Annotated in this window: 15 protein-coding genes; 6 read left to right on the top strand and 9 right to left on the bottom strand. The window is 57.6% G+C overall.

All coding sequences use genetic code 11. The features are described from left to right. Positions 1–285 precede the first annotated feature (285 nt). From GH983_RS23880 to GH983_RS23870, 3 genes are all read right to left on the bottom strand, one after another. Entirely contained in the window at positions 286–1,659 is a 1,374-nt protein-coding gene (locus GH983_RS23880) for an ISNCY family transposase (protein WP_153762192.1), read from the bottom strand. A gap of 181 nt (positions 1,660–1,840) precedes the next feature. After that, positions 1,841–3,010 carry a diguanylate cyclase gene (locus GH983_RS23875; RefSeq protein ID WP_153763878.1) on the bottom strand — a complete coding sequence of 390 codons (1,170 nt, stop codon included), beginning with the start codon at positions 3,008–3,010 and terminating at the stop codon, positions 1,841–1,843. Positions 3,011–3,342: 332 nt separating this feature from the next. Continuing rightward, the gene (locus tag GH983_RS23870; RefSeq protein WP_153763877.1) at positions 3,343–3,771 is read right to left on the bottom strand and encodes a helix-turn-helix domain-containing protein; all 429 of its coding nucleotides are present in this window, start codon (positions 3,769–3,771) and stop codon (positions 3,343–3,345) included. A 983-nt stretch (positions 3,772–4,754) separates the two neighbouring features. Between GH983_RS23870 and GH983_RS23865 the strand changes: the two genes are divergently transcribed. The 6 genes from GH983_RS23865 to GH983_RS23840 all read left to right on the top strand — a co-directional run bounded on the left by GH983_RS23865 (position 4,755) and on the right by GH983_RS23840 (position 11,382). Then, positions 4,755–6,236, top strand: a complete 1,482-nt coding sequence (locus GH983_RS23865) for a hypothetical protein (RefSeq protein ID WP_153763876.1) — start codon at positions 4,755–4,757, stop codon at positions 6,234–6,236. Between the two features lie 15 nt (positions 6,237–6,251). After that, a complete protein-coding gene (locus tag GH983_RS23860; protein ID WP_153763875.1) occupies positions 6,252–7,265 on the top strand; it encodes a hypothetical protein in 1,014 nt (337 codons plus the stop codon). 110 nt (positions 7,266–7,375) lie between these two features. Beyond that, positions 7,376–7,879 (top strand): hypothetical protein, encoded by a 504-nt coding sequence (locus GH983_RS23855; RefSeq protein ID WP_153763874.1) that lies wholly within the window; start codon positions 7,376–7,378, stop codon positions 7,877–7,879. Beyond that, positions 7,773–9,695 (top strand): vanadium-dependent haloperoxidase, encoded by a 1,923-nt coding sequence (locus tag GH983_RS23850; protein ID WP_153763873.1) that lies wholly within the window; start codon positions 7,773–7,775, stop codon positions 9,693–9,695. Before GH983_RS23855 ends, GH983_RS23850 begins: the two co-directional genes overlap by 107 nt. A gap of 63 nt (positions 9,696–9,758) precedes the next feature. Further along, positions 9,759–10,826, top strand: coding sequence for a hypothetical protein (locus GH983_RS23845; protein WP_153763872.1), 1,068 nt, complete (start codon positions 9,759–9,761; stop codon positions 10,824–10,826). An 88-nt stretch (positions 10,827–10,914) separates the two neighbouring features. Next, positions 10,915–11,382, top strand: a complete 468-nt coding sequence (locus GH983_RS23840; RefSeq protein ID WP_153763871.1) for a transposase — start codon at positions 10,915–10,917, stop codon at positions 11,380–11,382. A gap of 1,012 nt (positions 11,383–12,394) precedes the next feature. Here the strand turns inward: GH983_RS23840 and GH983_RS23835 are convergent. From GH983_RS23835 to GH983_RS23810, 6 genes are read right to left on the bottom strand one after another with little or no spacing between them, the layout of a single operon-like run. Continuing rightward, positions 12,395–13,213 (bottom strand): phosphodiesterase, encoded by an 819-nt coding sequence (locus tag GH983_RS23835; protein WP_153763870.1) that lies wholly within the window; start codon positions 13,211–13,213, stop codon positions 12,395–12,397. Further along, complete coding sequence (locus GH983_RS23830; protein WP_153763869.1) at positions 13,188–14,249, bottom strand: ABC transporter ATP-binding protein; 1,062 nt, start codon at positions 14,247–14,249, stop codon at positions 13,188–13,190. Before GH983_RS23830 ends, GH983_RS23835 begins: the two co-directional genes overlap by 26 nt. Next, entirely contained in the window at positions 14,246–15,031 is a 786-nt protein-coding gene (locus GH983_RS23825; RefSeq protein WP_153763868.1) for an ABC transporter permease, read from the bottom strand. Before GH983_RS23825 ends, GH983_RS23830 begins: the two co-directional genes overlap by 4 nt. A 5-nt stretch (positions 15,032–15,036) precedes the next feature. Then, positions 15,037–15,840 carry an ABC transporter permease gene (locus GH983_RS23820; RefSeq protein ID WP_153763867.1) on the bottom strand — a complete coding sequence of 268 codons (804 nt, stop codon included), beginning with the start codon at positions 15,838–15,840 and terminating at the stop codon, positions 15,037–15,039. Between the two features lie 60 nt (positions 15,841–15,900). Next, positions 15,901–16,896, bottom strand: a complete 996-nt coding sequence (locus GH983_RS23815) for an ABC transporter substrate-binding protein (RefSeq protein WP_153763866.1) — start codon at positions 16,894–16,896, stop codon at positions 15,901–15,903. Continuing rightward, entirely contained in the window at positions 16,893–17,996 is a 1,104-nt protein-coding gene (locus tag GH983_RS23810) for a LacI family DNA-binding transcriptional regulator (RefSeq protein WP_153763865.1), read from the bottom strand. Before GH983_RS23810 ends, GH983_RS23815 begins: the two co-directional genes overlap by 4 nt. Positions 17,997–18,234: the final 238 nt, after the last annotated feature.

Here is an 18,234-nt window from a genome sequence, read left to right as displayed (position 1 = left end):
TAGCGGGCGCCGGGTATTTGTTCAGTGAGCAGTGCATCAAGAGGCGAGACTGTCGCATCTCTAGCTGACCCAACTGTCGCACTTGGAAATAGAATGTACCCGGCTACAAACAATGTGGCGGAGGAGTTGGAATGTCCGCTGTGCTGCAAAGTTAAAATGTCCGCAGCAGTCGCCACACAGCACCACGATCAGCCCCGATCTGAGCGGCAGACCCGCTTGCAAGATCAGATCGGGGCGGGTGGGGAACTCCGCTTCGGCTTTAGCTTTGAGGCGATTGTCGGTACTTCACTCCGCAGCGTCCTGACGCGACAGCGCCTTCATCCGTCTCGCAATCACCGCCGGATCATTCGTGAAATCCGTCCGCCGGCCAGGCTTGCCCAGGCGCTTGACGTAGCCATTCTTGTCGCTGTTGCTCTTCACCTTCGGCTTGTCATCCTCTTCCTGGCGCTCCCTGATATAGGCCAATACGTCACCCAGCCGCTTGTTCTCGGTGATCGCCGCATGCGTCACGCGCTGCTCCTTGTCGAACACCGTGTAGGGCAGGGAATGGCCTTTCCAGCGAATGTCCAGGCGACCGTCGGCATAGGCATAGGTCTCGACATATTTGCCAACCAGACCACGCGTCAATTCGCTCTCTTCCAGCATGATCCGCTTACGCTCGAACGAGAACGTCAGTTGCGATCCGACATAGCGCTGCTCGCGCTTGCACAGGATCTCCGTCAACCGATCCGGCGCCAGATTCAGCGGCCGGTGCAGGTCGTCCGAACGGGCAGGGGTAACCGCAAAACGCGCATTGTAGTCCTCCATGAAAACAGGCAGAAACGCATTGCCCGCCTCCATTGTCGCGATCCCTGCGAGCCGCAGCTCCTTGACCAGACGATCCTGCAGCGTCCGGTTCATCCGCTCAACACGGCCTTTGGCCTGGCTCGAGTTTGCACAAAGAATCTCGATATCTAACTCGCAAAGCGCACGTCCGAACTGCGTCATGCCCTGGCCACCTTTGGCATCCTTCTTCGCCACCCGAAACACCGAATGCTTGTCCGAATAAAAGGCAATCGGTGCGCCGTGACGCTTGAGATAGAGCTCCAGCGCATCGAAGTAGGTGAAGGCACTTTCGGAACGCACAAAGCGCAACTGCATCAACTTGCCGGTCGCATCGTCGACAAACACCAGCAGCGAACACGATGGTCCACGATCCTCGAACCAGCGGTGCTCTGACCCGTCGATCTGCACCAGCTCGCCATAGGCTTCGCGCCGCAGTCGCGGTTGATGAAACGTCCGGCGCTGCTTGCGCGACAACCACAGCCCAGCATCGGACATCCAACCGCGCACCGTCTCGCGCGACACACGCAAGCCATCGCGTTCAGTCAGCTTCTCGGCTGCCAACGTCGGACCGAAATCTGCATAACGTTCGCGGACCAGCGTTATCGCATAATCGCGAACCCCGTCACTGATCCGATTGTTTGAGGGCCGGCCGATCGCCTTGTGCCGGATCGACGCCGCGCCGCCGGTCCGGATACGCTCCAGCAGCCGGCGTACCTGACGCTCGCTCAGGTCAAGCACATGCGCCGCTGAAACCGTGGTCATCCGCCCGGCAACTACCCTCGACAGAATCTCGATCCGCTGCAGATCACGCTCGCTCATCGCTATCAATCCCATCTGCAATCTCCCAGGCATCGTTCAGGACCGGGGAGTGTGACATTCCAACTTTGCAGAAACAGGACATTCTAACTTTGCGGCTACAAACAAAGATCGCATAATGTATGTTATGGAACTTCATCAAGCCAAATTTGGATGGGATAGAAAACTCTGCCTTCTGAACCCCGCCGCACGTCAAGTGCTAACACGGTGACGCGACCGATTGCGCCGCACTGGTCGCCAATTCGACCCTGTTGCGCCCCGCGCCCTTGGCCCGATAAAGCGCAACATCAGCTTCACGATAGGCCTCGTCAAGATCAGCGATAGACGAGACAACTGCTATCCCGAAACTGGCAGTTACACGCAACGACGGCGGCAGTCCTTCCAGTGACATCGTCGCATGACGTAACTTCAGAGCCAATCGACCTGCCTCATGCTCAGAAGTCTGGGGAAGGAAGACGGCGAACTCCTCTCCTCCTAGCCGACCGAGCGCAGAGCCTTGCGGCGCCTGAGAGCGCAAGGCTTCGCTAAAGGCCCGGATCACGGTATCACCCACATGGTGTCCGTAGGTATCGTTTATGCGCTTGAAGTGATCGAGATCGGTGATGATGATGGCATGCCGCCCTCGCCCATGCCGCTGAAGCGCTTCATTGACCTGCCTGTCAAAACCGCGTCTGTTGGCGAGCCCTGACAGGATGTCAACTTCCGATTCCGTCCTGTGAACAGCCAGTATTTCAAGGACAAGCTTTGCCAGAAGCGTCAAGCCGACGGTGACGATCAACACAGCCGTGAGGCTTTGCGAAATCAGAGCATAGTTGGTGTGGACATAATCCTTGGCCGTCGCTCCGGAGCCAACCCAGACCGCCAACCCGGCTTTGCCGAAGAAATGTGCGCTTGTGATGGTCAGGAGGATGCCCAGGAAAAGGTCGAGGGTGGTCCGTTGCCGCGCAAGGATCACCGTGATCGCGCCCACAAGAACAACCAGCGCGAACGGACTTTGATAGAGCAAGGCTTGCAAAGGCGTACCGCGCGGCAGTTCATAGATCATGTGCGCCAGCATGACACTCGCCAGAACATAAACTGAGGCGATCGGCAATGAAATGCGACGCCCGTACATCTGACCGATACCGATCGTCAGCATGACCATACCGCATAGTACCGTGGCAAAAGCGCAAAGTGCCCAAAAGCGGGTCGGACCGGCATAGGCGACCAGTAGCTCGCAAATTGCTGAAAGCGATGCGACACCAAATCCTGCGCCCAGCCAAATTACGGCCGTGCGCGAGTGACTGCGCCTTGCCACGACGACAAAAACCACACTGAATGACAGTGCGACGACAAAGTTGACGACCAAAAAAGATGCTGCGCCGTTCATCTCATCCTGCTCGAGCTTGTTAGGTTCGGTGTCCTCCTGGCCCGTCAGTTTTACAAGCCATGTGTAAAGGAAATGGCCAATTGGCGACGCTTACAGAACAGGGAATGGCGGTTCCAAAGGCATTCGATGGATCGCTCTAGAGTGAGATCTCCAGCAGATGCCAAACAGGTCTTTCGTTTTCGTCTCTTGTAAGAGTGGCTATTGATCGCGTGCCACGCATGACAATGCTTGCCGCGCCATCAAAAAGTCGTGCTGCCGGCTAGGAGACGGCCTGCCAGTTCAGGCCAGAAGTTTCCGGGCAGACCAGCACAAAGCTGTGTTGGAAGAGAGAATCAAGACCTAGACTGTACCCAATCCTCAAGCGCATCCGGGGCAGCCTTGCCAGAACCGAGCGAGCGCACGAGCGAGAGCACCTTTTGCTGAACCGTCTCGTCTTTGATCGAAACGAACGCCCGGGCAAGCGCGAGACAGTCCTTTGAGGTCAAAAGCTCAGTTGGTGTATCGCCCTGATGCTCAATTGCACAGGCCGACGGGCTCGGGGCCTCTTCGAAGAAATAGCTGATCGGGGTATCCAGGATCGCCGCGATGTGCTGAAGGCGGCTTGCACCAACGCGGTTGGTGCCTTTTTCGTATTTCTGCACCTGCTGGAACGTCAGTCCCAATCCCTCTGCCAGTTTTTCCTGGCTTACCCCAAGCATGTTGCGGCGCAGTCGAATGCGGGCACCAACATGACGGTCGATAGCATCGGGGGCTTTACGCATAGATTTACTCCTAAAATAAAACATCCAATCATCGCGCGAATTGCATCAAGGTGCAATCGAAAGGCCAGAGAGACGACAGCTCAAGCAGACGCGATAATGCGCTCAAGAAACCGGATATTTCCATAATCTACACACCAAAACGGGCTTCATACCAAGTGTCGATGATAGGAACCCATAGGATCGGCTCGACCGCCCTTTCTGGCTAGGCGAGGTCCGAAGAGCGATGCTGACGCATCGGTCAAGGAGCTCGACGACGCCAGAACGGGCGGGAAGCCGACCAAAGGTGGCTTATTGCAGGCCCCTGGCGTTGTTGCGCCGCTTGGCCGATGCACAGCATCGCCCGGCGCGCCGCGCCTAGCCAGAAACCCGCAATAAGCCATCCTATCGGTTCCTATCATCGACACTTGGTATCAGCATTGCAGACTGGCAAAACGGCTAAGTGACATATGGTGCCTGTTCTTCGGTGACAGAAATGTCAGGCGACAGACTTACGGCTTGGCGATCAATGATTAGCGACCAACCGAAAGCAGAACGTAAGGCATGAAATTCTTTGCTGCGCCGCATTATACATTTTACCATCACGCAACACTGGACCGCCAATATGATACCATTATCCAGAATAACAAATTTTAAGCACTATAAAAATCAAGCTCACAGCCAGTAAATTAAGATTTATTTCCTATATTTCTTAGAAAAAATACTAAACAGGAAAAATTACGCAAGAAAATCAGTACGGATTGGGTTTCAGAATTTCTTGCAACAATACGTTGCTTAATTTGAAATTTTCAACAATGATATACTTCAATATAGAAATCTGACATTCTTCAATACATCCAGCGCTCAGACCAACTGATAAAACACGAAACGACGAGTTCCCAATGCGATCGTCGAAACCATTTTCAGTAAAAGTCCTTGGCGCCTTCGACCTGGTAGATCGCAGCGGGCGGTCGATCAGGCCGGCGGGCCGAAAGGACTGCGCGCTTATGGCAATGCTTGCCCTGACCCGCAACCATCGTCAAACGCGTACATGGCTACAAGACAAGTTATGGGGCGATCGCGGTCCCGCTCAGGCTGCAGCCAGCCTGCGACAGTCGCTGACCACGCTTCGAACGCTGTTGAACAGCGAGACCGAGGTTCTTTCTGCGGATCGCACCTGGATCTGGCTAGAGCGGAATCATGTCGATTTCGATCATCTTGCGCCGGGCTGCCAGGGTGAAATCCTGCGCGGTTTTGATCTGCGGGAGGAGGGCTTCAATGATTGGCTGCGGCAGACACGTAGCGAGTTTGAGAGGCGCGCCCTCAGGTGGGGTTTGGCCGAGCCCCCAAGTCAGCCGGACAGACGCTGGTATGTGCATTTGTCCTTGAGCTCTACGGCCGATGAGGGGCTGAGCGAGATCGGCGAGTGCTTGGTTGAAAAGATCATCGAAGCACTTTCGATCATCGGTCTTCCTGTGGTGATTGGCGCCGAGCGCGATTGCGGCCCAGTGCGCGCGACGGACCTGGTGACACGTGTCCGTATCCTTCGCATGGGATCCACTGGCAGCCTATCTCTCTCCGTCACTGACGGGTTTGGCTCACTCAAATGGCAGGTCCGACGCGAAATCGCGCCGAAGCGTTGGTATGTAATCAGGAATGTTCAGTACGAGATCGTTCACCTGCTGCAGGACTTTGCCATTCGAATTGAGGCAAACAGCCTGAAGGGCGCACAATGGAGCGCCCATGCCAATCGCTGTCAGGCACTCCTGGGCATGCTGGTTCCGGGATCGATGATGCCTCGCGACATCATCGGATGCGGCGAAGCGGCGCTTGCCGCAGAAGAGACCGGGCTCAGTCACGCTTTGCTTGGCATCGGGCATCTCCTGCAATTGAACGATCGCAAGGGGCATCTGGCCCCAGACAGTCATCAGGTCATGGAGTGCTTCCGCACAGCCATGCGGCTATCGCCTGAAAACGGCCTGACCCTGGCCATGGCCGGCCACAGCTACGGGTTTCTGCTACACGACCTTGAACGGAATTTGACTTTAACCAAAGAGGCCGTGCGCTTGCTTCCAGGGCATGGCGCTTGCTGGATTTTCTACGCGATTGCGCTGACCTATTGCGGCAAGGCCAGCGAGGCTGTGAGAGCAGCGAGAACGGCAGTTTTGCTGTGCCGCGGCACTGTCGCCCAGGCCTTTGCCCTGGCGATCGAACAATTTGCCAACCTGATGGCCGGTCAAATCCGCAGGGCAATACAATCTGGGGAAGCCTCGCTTGAGCATATCCTGTTCCGCCCGACGATCATGGATCTGATGACCGGATACGCGCTTCTTGGAGAGACCTCCAAGGGTCGGGACAAGTTGAACGCGCTGATGGCTCGCGAGCCCGATCTTTCCATCGATATGCTGCGCTCCAGCGACTATCCGATCGTCAATCCGGCCCATCGGGAGCTGACCTTACACGCGGCCCGGACATTGGGGCTCAAATAGCGGAGGAATTCACCGATGAGGCTGGCACCCTACGGCGTCATGCATGACGCACTCAAGCTCCAGATCATGCCGCCGGAGACGGTGCCAAGGGACTGGCCCACGACCGATGACAGCTATCCGACGATCATTACCGCTTGGATGGCCGAGGTTGCAGACAAGATCTGGCCGCGTTGGGAAAATGGCGGCTGGAGGGGAAAGGCTGCCAGCTTTGCGGAACATGAAACACAAAGCGAGTTGCAGCTTGCTATTCGTCTCTATCAGGGCGGCGGCGACACACTGGGCATCCTGTCTGATTTGACGGGCGCAGAAACTCCTTTCGAAGGGCCGCGCCGGGACCATCTCTGGCATTATCGTATTGAAGACGCTCGTTTCGATCATCCAGACTATAGCGGCCTTGAGCTGCCAAGTTCCGTATCGACGTCAATCGAATACCGGACGGGCAAGGACGGCACCGCGAACTATCCTTTGTATGGGGGGCCTGAGGTCGAAGCGACAGCATTTAAAAGAATGTTCTTGCAAGATGCTGCAGGCAAGCGGCCAGAGGTCCTCGGGTTGAAAGAATATTTCCAGCGACCGCGCCCCAGAGCGGCGGCGACCGCCTTAAACCTGCCTGGTTTTCGCTGGGTTACGGCCCATCGCAACGTCCATACGGGTCAGCATCCGGCCTTTCCCAGCGGTCATTGCATGCAAGGTATCCTCGGTGGCTGCACGGTTTACGACCAACTGATCAAGGCGGGACAAAAGCCGACAGCTGCGGAGAGAGAACGGCTGCAGAAATATATGGTCGATTGGGGCGATCGACGGGTCTTTGCCGGCGTTCACTATATGAGCGACAATATCGCCTCCTGGACGCTTCTGCGCCGGATTATTCCCCATGTGTTCGAAAGCGAGGAAATCACCGAACTCGCCGTGGAAGCGATAATTCGCCACAGTCGCGTATTTGCTGACATCACGGCCCACTTTGACAGCAGCAGTCCGGCACTCTCTATGCTTTTTGAGGATTTCCCGGAAGCTGTTGGCACATCGTGAGTGCTGGTCGATCTTGGTCAGTCGCTCTGATTTAACGATGTTTTGACGATAGATTGACCGTGGGCTCACGGATCAAAGGCACAGTCGCAGCAGCTTGAAGGAGGCTGCTGATGACGCCCGATAACTTTCGCATCGCAATGCTCAATAGTCTGCGTGTTGGCCCTTATGAAGCCCCGCATCAGACCAATGCTCCTGTGGAGGAATGGTTGATTGCTGAGCGACGGGGTCCAGGGGGCGAATATCTGATCATCTCGGATACCGCCACACCGGTAGCTCGCGACACTCAAGCGGCGCCAGATAACCTCAGCGAGCAAAACTCGATCTTTGCCATCCTCGCGGAGAACAGCGCCGACAGGCCCCAATTCCTGATGCTGCGGCATTTACCGGCTGGCTTGACGGTGCCGGGCCGCTTCTTTCCGGCAGACGGCATGGCGGTGTTGCACATGGACGGCTCAAGGCTCCACCTGACGGCCATCGGACGCCACGCGCATAGCCGGGGCTCAGTGGATGGCGAGAGCGTCCTTTACGATGTGCCCCATCCTGCCCCCAACGCCGAGGGCGCGCTCAATTGGCACTTTCTCGCCCAACAGCAAGCTTGGACACCAAGTCGGTGAATGGCTCGCTGAGATCCACGCATCATTGAAACGCTTGAAATCAAGCAGCCAGATGGAGAAACCGATGCTTGTTCTACCTGATGTCGACGAACCTGCCGGGCTTAACGCATTTCCCGTCCTGTACTGGAACCATGCCGGCCTTCAAATGAACCGTATCACGCATTCGCTTCGCGGCCCGCAAGGTGGCCCTACCATGAGCTCTCGAGCTCTGGGGCTTCTTCATCTTGCCATGCACGACGCTTTCTTCGGCGCTCTCGGTCATGACGAACACTCGTCTCCCGCAACCTGGTTGCGAGACGTCAATCGTCCGCCACTTGATCCTTCCATCCAGGCAACAGAAGTAAATGCCAATGCAGCCCTCACCGCTGCCGCCATTACAATCCTTGAGCGACTATACTGTGCCCCAGGCGAGGTTTGTGACGTGGCAAGCAATGCGCTGCGCGAAGCGATGCGCAACTTCAAGAGCCCATTCGGTGTGGCAATTGCAGCAGGATCGCCGGCACATCACTATGGCGTGACCATTGCCGAGAAAGTCCACGCAGCACTTGCGGTATTGCCAGGCGAGCCGGGCGCCGATCAGGGCGACTACAGGCCCCGGGGAGGTCGCTATCACTTCGATGACGAGCCGCTCAACCCTGTCCGCCGTGTGGACATTGATCCTCGAGACCCTTCAAAAGGACAAAAGGCACAGCGTGTCTATCACGGCCCTTTTTACGGCGAGACCGTGAGAACCTTTGCAGCGACCGATCCGGATGGCCATCGGATCGCAGACTGGCCAAGACTACCGGATCCAGAATACACAGCAGCACTGGAGGAGGTCCAGCGGCTTGGCGGCACACCGCTCCTGAACACAACGCATCGGACGGCAGACGAGACGGTGGCGGCCTATTTCTGGGCTTATGATGGAGCCAATCTCATCGGAACACCTCCGCGTCTTTACAATCAGATCCTGCGCAATATCGCCTGGTCGAGGAGCGATGCCTCGCTGAGCGACTTCGACAGAAGCAAAGAGTTCGTCCGGCTGTTTGCGCTTGCCAATGTGGCGATGGCGGATGCAGGCAAATTCGCCTGGGCCGAAAAATACCGCCACGATCTCTGGCGCCCATTGTCTGGCATTCGCCAACACGACGCAAGCGCATTCGCCTCCGAGACCGGAAGCACAATGGTGACGCCGCCTGCCGATCCGTTCTGGCTCGCACTTGGTGCGCCAGAAACAAACTCCAACCGTCTGAGCTTCAAACCACCCTTCCCCGCCTATCCCTCAGGCCATGCAACCTTTGGCGCAGCATGCTTTCAGATGGCAAGGCTCTACTACGCCTCGAACGGGACGGCCGCTGTTGACAGAAATGGGGTCGACGACATCGGTTTCACATTTGTGTCGGAGGAGATGAATGGCGTAAGCCGCGACTTGCATCAGCCTTACGATCCTTCATCGCCGATCGAGGACCAGCCAGGGCTTGTTCGGACCTATGTGAAGCGCAACTTCTCGTCCCTCTGGCATGCAATATGGGAAAATGCGTTCAGCCGGATTTGGCTGGGTGTCCACTGGCGTTTCGACGCCTTTGACTATCGCGATACCGGAAGCGGTCGCGATGCCGACGGGCGCGAGCGCTACAAGGACCCTGCCGATGTCGGCTATTCGCATGTCTGGACTGCAAAGCGGAACGCCGGCGACCCACTGCCGATCGGCGGCGTCCCCTTGGGTCTCGGCATCGCCAATGACATATTTGACAGCGGCATGCGACAGCAAGCCGACGAAATGCCGAAAGCGCGGTCGACACCTCAGCAAAGCAAGATCACGGACACGACCTACTGATCGAGACGGGCCGTCTCGTCCATACGGGGCGGCCCTTGGCCTCAAAGGCAGTGATGATCTTCCATGAGCCTTTTTCGCGTCCCCAAACGCATCATGCCTGCCAGCCGCCGTGTGATCTGCCTGTCCGCCGCGACGAGAACAAAGATCGTCAGGACAGCAGGTTGCGGGGCGAAGTTGACCAAGCATGGAGAGCTTGAATCGGAGAAACCCATGTTGTTTTCTACCGCAGTGGATACAACCATCGGCTTGATGATGGTCTATCTCTTGCTGAGCCTGATCTGCACGAGCATTAACGAAGCAATAGCAGGCTTGACACGATTAAGGGCTCGCAACCTTTACCACGAGCTTTCGCGCGCGCTCGGGGACGAAAGGATACGCAATGCCTTTTGGCAAACCAACCTGATCCGAAGTCTGTCGCGGCGAGGTCTGGATGACCCAGGACCCAACATCGTTCGGGGACGCGCGATCGGTGCAAAGGAGGCACCGAGCTACCTTGAACGCCATGATTTCGCAGTCGCATTGATCGATGCGCTTGGCAAGGTTGGTAGTTCAGATGGTCCCGATCGCCCAGCCCGACCAATCGCGATGGCCTTCGAGAGGATCGACAAGGATTCTCCGCTTCTCCAAATTTTTCAAAGTCTTGGTTTGGATCTAAACTCCTCCATCGAGGAAGCCAAGACCGAGTTGGGTCGATGGTTCGACCAGGTAATGGCGCGTGCCTCAGGCGTCTACAAGCGTTGGATGTCGCTCTTGTCCTTCGCAGTCGCATTGATCTTGGCCTCAGCACTGAATGCCGATAGCCTAGAGATTGCCCGCATGCTCTGGTACGACGAGACCTTGCGCGCGGCAGTCGCTCAGTATTTTGAAGGGCTGTCACGGGGCTCGCCGAGCCTGCCCTCTATTGCACAAGTCGATAAAGCCCTTCCTCTGCCACTTGGCTGGCCAGAGTCCCAGCCGTTTGGCAGTACTGTTGGCCAGTATCTGTCGAAATGCCTGGGCCTCGTGCTGACGGCCTTTGCCGTGACACTTGGCGCACCCTTCTGGTTCGATCTCCTGTCGCGTTTCGTTGCAGTTCGAAACAGTGGTCGGCCGGAAGGGCCAAGACACAACGCCCCCCCTCAAAAACGCTGACGAGATGCTGAATTCGAACGCGCATTCACAATCTCCCCGCTGCCAATTCATCAAAAGCGTTCTCAGGAACTGATCTTCGCGCCAAAGAATGCCCAAAACCGCAGCTTCCGCGATATCGACGGGCTCCGCGACAAATGCGCTGATCGGCTTGACCTTGGCCTTTGCACCGGACCATATCGCCGGGGGGCCTGAGTTGAAGGCAAAAGCATTCCTTGCGATCGGAGGCGGATCTGGCATGGCAAAAAAAGACCAAATTGACCTGGAAACGATGGAGAAGGTGCTGCAAGAGTATGAAGAAGGCATGCCGGCCGCCCAGTTATGCCGCAAATACGGCATAGCAAGATCGACCTTCTACTACTGGCTGTCAAAGACGACAGCCACGGGCTCTGCTCAGAAAGATCGTTTGGTTGCACTAAAGGCTGAAAACGCCAGGCTGAAGATCATCCTGGCTGAGCGTGTTCTGGAAATGATCCTTGAGCAGGCCAATCTCAGCGACGACCAGCAATGGCGAAAGACGCTGACGAAACTTCTGACCGTCGATGATACCGATCAATGACGATTAGACAACGGTCGCCCAGGCGTCGCAAGAGCAATCGACCAAGTGTTCTGGCTACACAACTTGCGGTGCGATCGCGATAAAAAAACTGGGTACCAGGCTTGTAAGGCACCTATCGGCTCTACCCCGATTTCGAAGTATTGCCGACGGGGCTCAGGCGTTGATCGTCGCAATGATCAAGACAATCGTAATTACGATCGCGACGACGACGCAAAGTGCAAGCAGCCGCATTTTTCAATCCCTCATCAAAACCCCAGTTGAAGATGCGGCAGCCTGCTCGCGCGCGCCTTGCATCTTTAAGTACGAAACAGTCCAGCGTGTAAACTCTAATTTTTGCCAATACCCTCAGACCTATAGACAAAGGATAGCCACCATATATTTGCGGCAACCGGAGCGGGGAATGCGCAGAAGGACTTTCGTGTCTTGTTCTATCGGGTCGCCACGCGACGGAACGCTTGAGATGATTGAGCATCCGTTCGATGCAGCTTCGATCCTTGTATGTCGGCTAGTCGCATGCAGACGTGTAATTGGGATGGACCCCCTAAAGAAGCATGGGTCTCATCCCATAGCCTGAGGATGGCTACGAACTGTTGAACTGATGCTGCCAGCCATCTGTCAGCCTCCGTTCGACGAATGCCTCAAGCGGAGGGTCCCAGACGCTTTCTTCGGCCCAAGGGCGGAAGCGCAGATGCATAGCCTTCCACTTTTCGTGGCGCTCATGCATGTCGCGCCGGGGGCATCAGACCCGAAGAACATGCAGCATGCCGTCGACTTGTTGTCGATTATCCTACGAGTGCAGGCCCTTTCTACCGCGTTTGGTGCAACAGCCCCTCGATGATCCGCCATTCCATATCCGCCAGCTCCCGGTCAGCCAAAATCACCTCCTGAAATGCGGTCTTGACTGACGTTTCCGTTGATTTCGGAATCCCCTCTATCAACGGCACCTATAACTTCCGCGAGAGCTCGGCGTTGACTAAGGCATAAGTCCGGGCTGCCCCCCGCACGGGCCCACCTAAGGGCCATCGAACGGCCAGACGGCCGGCTTCAGCGTCAAGGGCAAGACATCGGAGATCAGCATCTCCTGCGGGGCATCAAGCCAGGCATGCAGGGTTACACCGCCCGGTTCGATGGCAAGCGCATGCACTGCTCCATCCCGCCGATCGCGATTGACGGAATGGGCCGTGGATGGACCGATCAGGCAGCTGACCTTGCCGATCTGGCCGGTGATTGCGCGGTGAACATGGCCGGAAATCATCTTTGCAACGCCACTATAACGTTCCAGCCGCTCCATTAGGGCCGCACCATTGCGTAGATTGTCCTGATCCATGGGCACGATGCCACAGGGCAGCCACGGATGATGGGTCGCGACAATCACTGGATGACCGTTCAGTTCATCAAGGCACTGATCGAGAAAGGCAAAGCCCTCCTCAGACAGCCAGCCGTGATGCGCCCCCTCAAGCAGCGTATCAAGACCGATGACGGCAAAGGGGCCAAAATCGCGCATCCAGTGAATGGGACCGGATTTTGACATCCAGTCAGAACCGCCAAAGGCTTTTCGCATGCCCTCATGCGTGTCGTGATTGCCGGGAATGGCAAGCCAGGGCAAAGCGAGATCGGCCATGATCTCGGCAAAATGCTGATATTCCTCGTCCGTACCATGCTCTGTCAGATCGCCGGTGACGATGGCGCAATCGACAGCCCCGAGCGCAGCCAAGCGTTCGTTGATCGAGGCAACCGCGGTGCGCAGCGCAGTTGCCGTATCGGAATGGCCGCAAACAAGCGCGCCTTTGGCAACAATATGGGGATCACTGATCTGGATGAAGGCTGGCATTCAGGCGGCTGCTTTCTGAAAGGTTGAGGGTAAGGATGGATTGCGGCGCGATCGAAAGATGGACAGTATCACCGGGTTTCGGCGCGCTCAGGCCCTGATGCAGGCAAAACAGGATGTCGTCTGCCGCACCTGACAAGGCGATGCGGTAATGCGTGCCAAGGAAGGTGACGGTTTCGACCCGTGCAACCAAGGGGCCGTCATCTGTAATCTTCACGTCTTCGGCGCGGACAAAGGCGGCCTTGCCATCGGCGGGCGCACGCAGCGACAGGGCACCGCCCGGCAGACGCAGATTTGCCCCCAAGATGTGACCGCCAAGCGGCATGGAATTGCCGACGAAGCGCGCAACGAACGCATTTTCCGGTGCGCGGTAAAGCGCCTCCGGCGTGCCGATCTGTTCGACCCGGCCCTGGCACATGACGGCGACCCGATCGGCAATCGCCATGGCTTCATCCTGATCATGGGTAACGAAGACAGCGGTGATGCCGAACTGCCTCAGCAGGCCTGCAAGCTCATCCCGCAAGGTCGTACGCAAGGCGGCATCGAGCGCCGACAAGGGTTCATCGAGAAGCAAAAGCCGTGGGCGCGGCGCAAAGGCGCGGGCAAGCGCCACACGCTGGCGCTGGCCGCCGGAAAGTGCCGTGATCGAACGCGCGGCATAGGGCTCCAACCGGCAAAGGGCGATCACCTCATCAACTCGGCTTTCGATTTCCGGGCGTGCCAGACCCTGCATCTTTAGGCCGTAACCGATATTGCCGCGCACCGACATATTGGGAAAAAGCGCATAGGATTGAAACACCATGCCGATCTTGCGCCGTTCCACCGGCTGGTCGGTCATATCGCTGCCGTTGAAACGGATCGAGGCTCCGGCATCAGCCGTTTCTAGGCCTGCGATGATGCGCAGCAGTGTTGTCTTGCCGCAGCCGGATGGCCCGAGCAGCGAGACGATTTCTCCTTCCGTTATATCAAGATCAGTCGGCTGAAGCGCGCGGGTGCCGCCGGGAAAGGTTTTGGCGATGTTGCGAAGGGCAAGGGTCATTGTGTGATCCTCTGGGCACGGGCGCTGGCCCATTGCATGGCAAGAAGGAGGGGCACGATCATCACGAAGAAGATCAGCGTATAGGCCGAAGCGATCTCGAGCCGCATGGAGGCGTAGCTGTCGGCAAGGCCGACCGGCAGGGTTTTCAGGTAAGGCGTGTGCAGCATCCAGGTCAGGTTGAACTCGCCGATCGACAGTGTCACCACGGTGAGCGCACCGGCCAGAATGCCCGGCAGCGCATTGGGCACGACGACATCGACAAACCGCCGCGCCGGCCCCGCCCCAAGGCTTGCCGCTGCCTCTTCCAGCGACTTCAAGTCGATCGCCGCCAGAACGGCCATGACGGAGCGGACCATGAAGGGCAGCGTGTAAAGAACATGGCCGACCAGAATGAAGGTCCAGCTCATGCGAAAACCCTTGTAGGTGCCGTAGAGTTGGAGCAGGGCCAAGGCCAGGGCAAGACCTGGAATGGCAAGCGGCAGAGAGATGAACTCTTCGAGTGCCCGGGTCAGACGACCGGGATTGCGGGCCATGGCATAAGCGGCGGGGACCCCGATGATCAGCGTGACGATGAGACAGGCGAGCGCAATGCCAAGAGACAGAAAGATCGAACCGGCATAGAGGTCCCAGACCTCGACGATCCATTTGAGTGTCAGACCCGATTTCAACCCTTGAAAATAGTTGACCGTCACACCCGCCAGAACCGACTGGATGGTCGGCACCAGGAGGAATGCCGCGGCCAGAAGGGTGACAATCAACTGCAGTGCTTTACCTTTGCGCATAGCCTTCAGCCTCCCGCAGCAATGGTTGAGCCGGAGAAGATCCGCGCCACAAACAGGATTGCCCAGGTCACCACGCCGAGGCAGACCGAAAGGGCGGCAGCCATGGCGATATTCGCCGACAGGGTAAACTCGGTATAGATCACCATCGGCAGCACATCGATATCGGTGGCAAGGGTGAAGGCTGTGCCGAAGGCGCCCATGGCGGTTGCAAAGGCAATGGCGCCAGCGGCAATCAGCGCAGGTGCTAGTGCTGGCAAGAGCACATCGAGCACCACCCGATGCGGTGGTGCACCGAGCGTGCGCGCCGCCTCTTCGAGCGCGGGATCGATCTTTTCAGCAGCGGCCATGACGGTCAGCAGCACGCGCGGGATCGAGAAATAGAGATAGCCGAGGAAGAGCCCGAAGATGGAATAGGCAAAGACAGCCTCTCCCGGAAAGATCGCATTGAACAGGCCCTGACGTCCGCCAAGAAGTATGATCATGAAGCCGACCACGACACCGGGAAAGGCCAGGGGCAGCGTCAGGATCGACAGGAGGATCGAGCGGCCGACGAAGCGATTGCGGGTCAGAAAAACGCCGACCGTGGTCGAGACCAGAAGGGCTGCCAGTGTGACTGCGAACGAGACGAGCACCGTCTGGATCAAGGTCGTCAGGTAACGCGGCGTCTGCAAAATCTGCCAATAGATTGCCCAGCCCGCCTCTCCCTCACCCGAGGCCAGGATCAGCCGCGCAATGGGCAGGGCCAGAAAAGCCAGAGCAAAGATGGCCAGTGGCACAAGGCACAGGCTGACAAACAGTCGGGATGACATGGGGGTGGGCTCCTTAAGGCGAAGGCCGGGCAGCGCTGAACGCCCTGCCCGGCCTGAATGTTACTTCACCTCGGCCAGATAGCGTTCGCCAAAGCCCTTCTGGGCAGCGGCCATCGCAGAATAGTCGACGGAGACGGCGCGCTCATATTCGCTGTCCGGCAGGAAGCGTGCAGCAACCTCGGCCGGAAGGGCCACAGGACGGGCCGGCTTCAGATAGGCATTGGTCCAGATGGCCTGGCCTTCATCCGAAAGAATGAAGTCGAGTGCCTTCTTGCCGGCCTCTGCATTGGGCGCACCAGCGACAAGGCTCATGACGTAGGGAACACGGACGGTGCCTTCGCAGGGCATGACAAACTCGAACTTGCCGCTCTCGTTGTACTTGGCGCGGTAAGCATTGAAGTCGTAGTCGAACAGGATCGGGATTTCGCCCGAGACGACGCGGGCAAAGGAGGTCTGCTTCGGCACGATCGGGCTATTGGCTGCCAGATCCTTGAAGTATTTGATGGCAGGCTCAAAATTGTTGAGATCACCGCCGAAGGCCTGGTTGATGGCAACAGCACCAGCATAACCGACAAAGGCCGATGCCGGATCGAGATAGCCGACCATGCCCTTGTATTCAGGCTTGGTCAGGTCTGCCCAGCACTTCGGCACAGGCGCGCCATTCAGCGCATCGACATTCACGAACATGCCGAGCGTGCCATAGTGAACGGCAAACCAGTTGCCTTCCGGATCCTTCAGGCCTTCCGGGATTTCGTCGAAGCCGGCCGGCTTATAGGGCTGGACAACGCCTTCGGAGATGGCGGCAATGCCAGTGGTCACGCCATAATAGGCGACATCGGCAACGGGGGATGCCTTTTCAGCAATCATCTGGCTGAGCGCCTGGCCGGAATTCTTGTTGTCATGCGGCATCTTCACGCCGACTTTTTCATCCAGCGCCTTGAGCATCGAAGCCCAATCGGCCCATTCCGGCGGGCAATTGTAGCAGATGGCATCTTCGGCTAATGCGGGTGCAGCCGTGGCTGTTGCGAAGAGAACGGCAAGAACGGTAAGTTTCATCGGTTCATCCTTGGTTGAGCGTGAGGTTCATCAGGGAGAGCAGACGGCGGTTGGGTGGCAGCCCGACCGTCGTCACCTTTTTCCGGGTTCGGCGCGGCAAGCGTGGCGCCGGCCCGGAAATGGAATGGCAAGGCGGGCGGCTGAACAGCGACACCTCCTTGCAACATATCGAGAATTGAGCGAGCCGCCTGGCGGCCCATGGCCTCTGGCGAAGTCTCGACGGTGGCAAGCGGCGCTTCAAGAAGCCGGCCCACTTCAATGCCATCAAAGCCGGCAACGGAGAGATCCTGCGGCACCCGCCAGCCAAGCAGCCGGGCCGCCTTCTGCACGGCGATTGCCAGGAAATCATTTGAGGCAAAAATCGCGGTCAGATCCGGATGCTGCGCCAGGATTTCGGCCAGGCATTCAGGCTTGGCAGCCTCGGCTTCGCCGATCTCGATCAGGGCGGGTGCCGGCAGGCCCCGAGCGATGCATTCGCCGTGAAATCCGGTGTAGCGATTGCGCGAGCGATCAGAGGTCGAAAAGCGCAAGGCGACAAATCCGGTGCGCTGGTGGCCCAATTCGACAAAGTGCCGCGCCACCTCTTTGGCGGCCTCGAAATTGTCGATGTAGGAGGTGATGAAACCCTCCATGGGATCATGAAACATCAGCGCGACGGGAAGTCCACGCTTGCGCGCAACCTGCATGGCGGGGCTTCGGTCGGGTGCCACCATGGTTGCGACAAGCGCGTCCGTTTCCTTCGACAACAACATCTCGATGGCCGCATCATCAGCGGCTTCATCGTAGTTGGAGCAGGAAATCAAAAGCTGGTAGCCCGAACCGAGAAGCTCCGACTGGATGCCCTGAACGGCCTCGGCAAAGACCGGATTGGCAAGCGATGGCACGAGGCAGCCAACAGTCATCGACCGGCGACTTTGCAGTGCCCTGCCAAGTGCGGAAAAGCTGAAACCGAGATCGCGGGCAGCACGCTCCACCCGTTCGCGAACGTCAGCACTGGCAGAGCCGGACTTGTTGAGCACCCGACTGGCTGTCGCAATGCCACATCCGGCCGCTTGTGCAACATCTTTGATTGTTACGCTCGTGCTGGCGATCTTAGGCATGGAACCGATCCGTGGAAACGTTTCCAACGGATAGCATAGGAACGACTACAGGATTGTGACAGGCTACCCTCGCGTTCACTTCCGATCGCCTTTCGGGCTGGTTGACGACCTGCTCGATGTGTCACGGATAACGCAGGGCAAAATCAATCTCGTAAAGTCTGACTTTGACTTGAGAGATGCCATTCACTCTGCGCTGGACATGACAGGCAGGCAATCGAGGAGCGAAACCATGCGGTGA

Source organism: Agrobacterium sp. MA01 (genome assembly GCF_009650195.1).
Lineage (GTDB): Bacteria > Pseudomonadota > Alphaproteobacteria > Rhizobiales > Rhizobiaceae > Allorhizobium.
The sequence above is the reverse complement of the archived record's forward strand: the minus strand, read 5'-3'. Positions and strand labels throughout refer to the sequence as shown.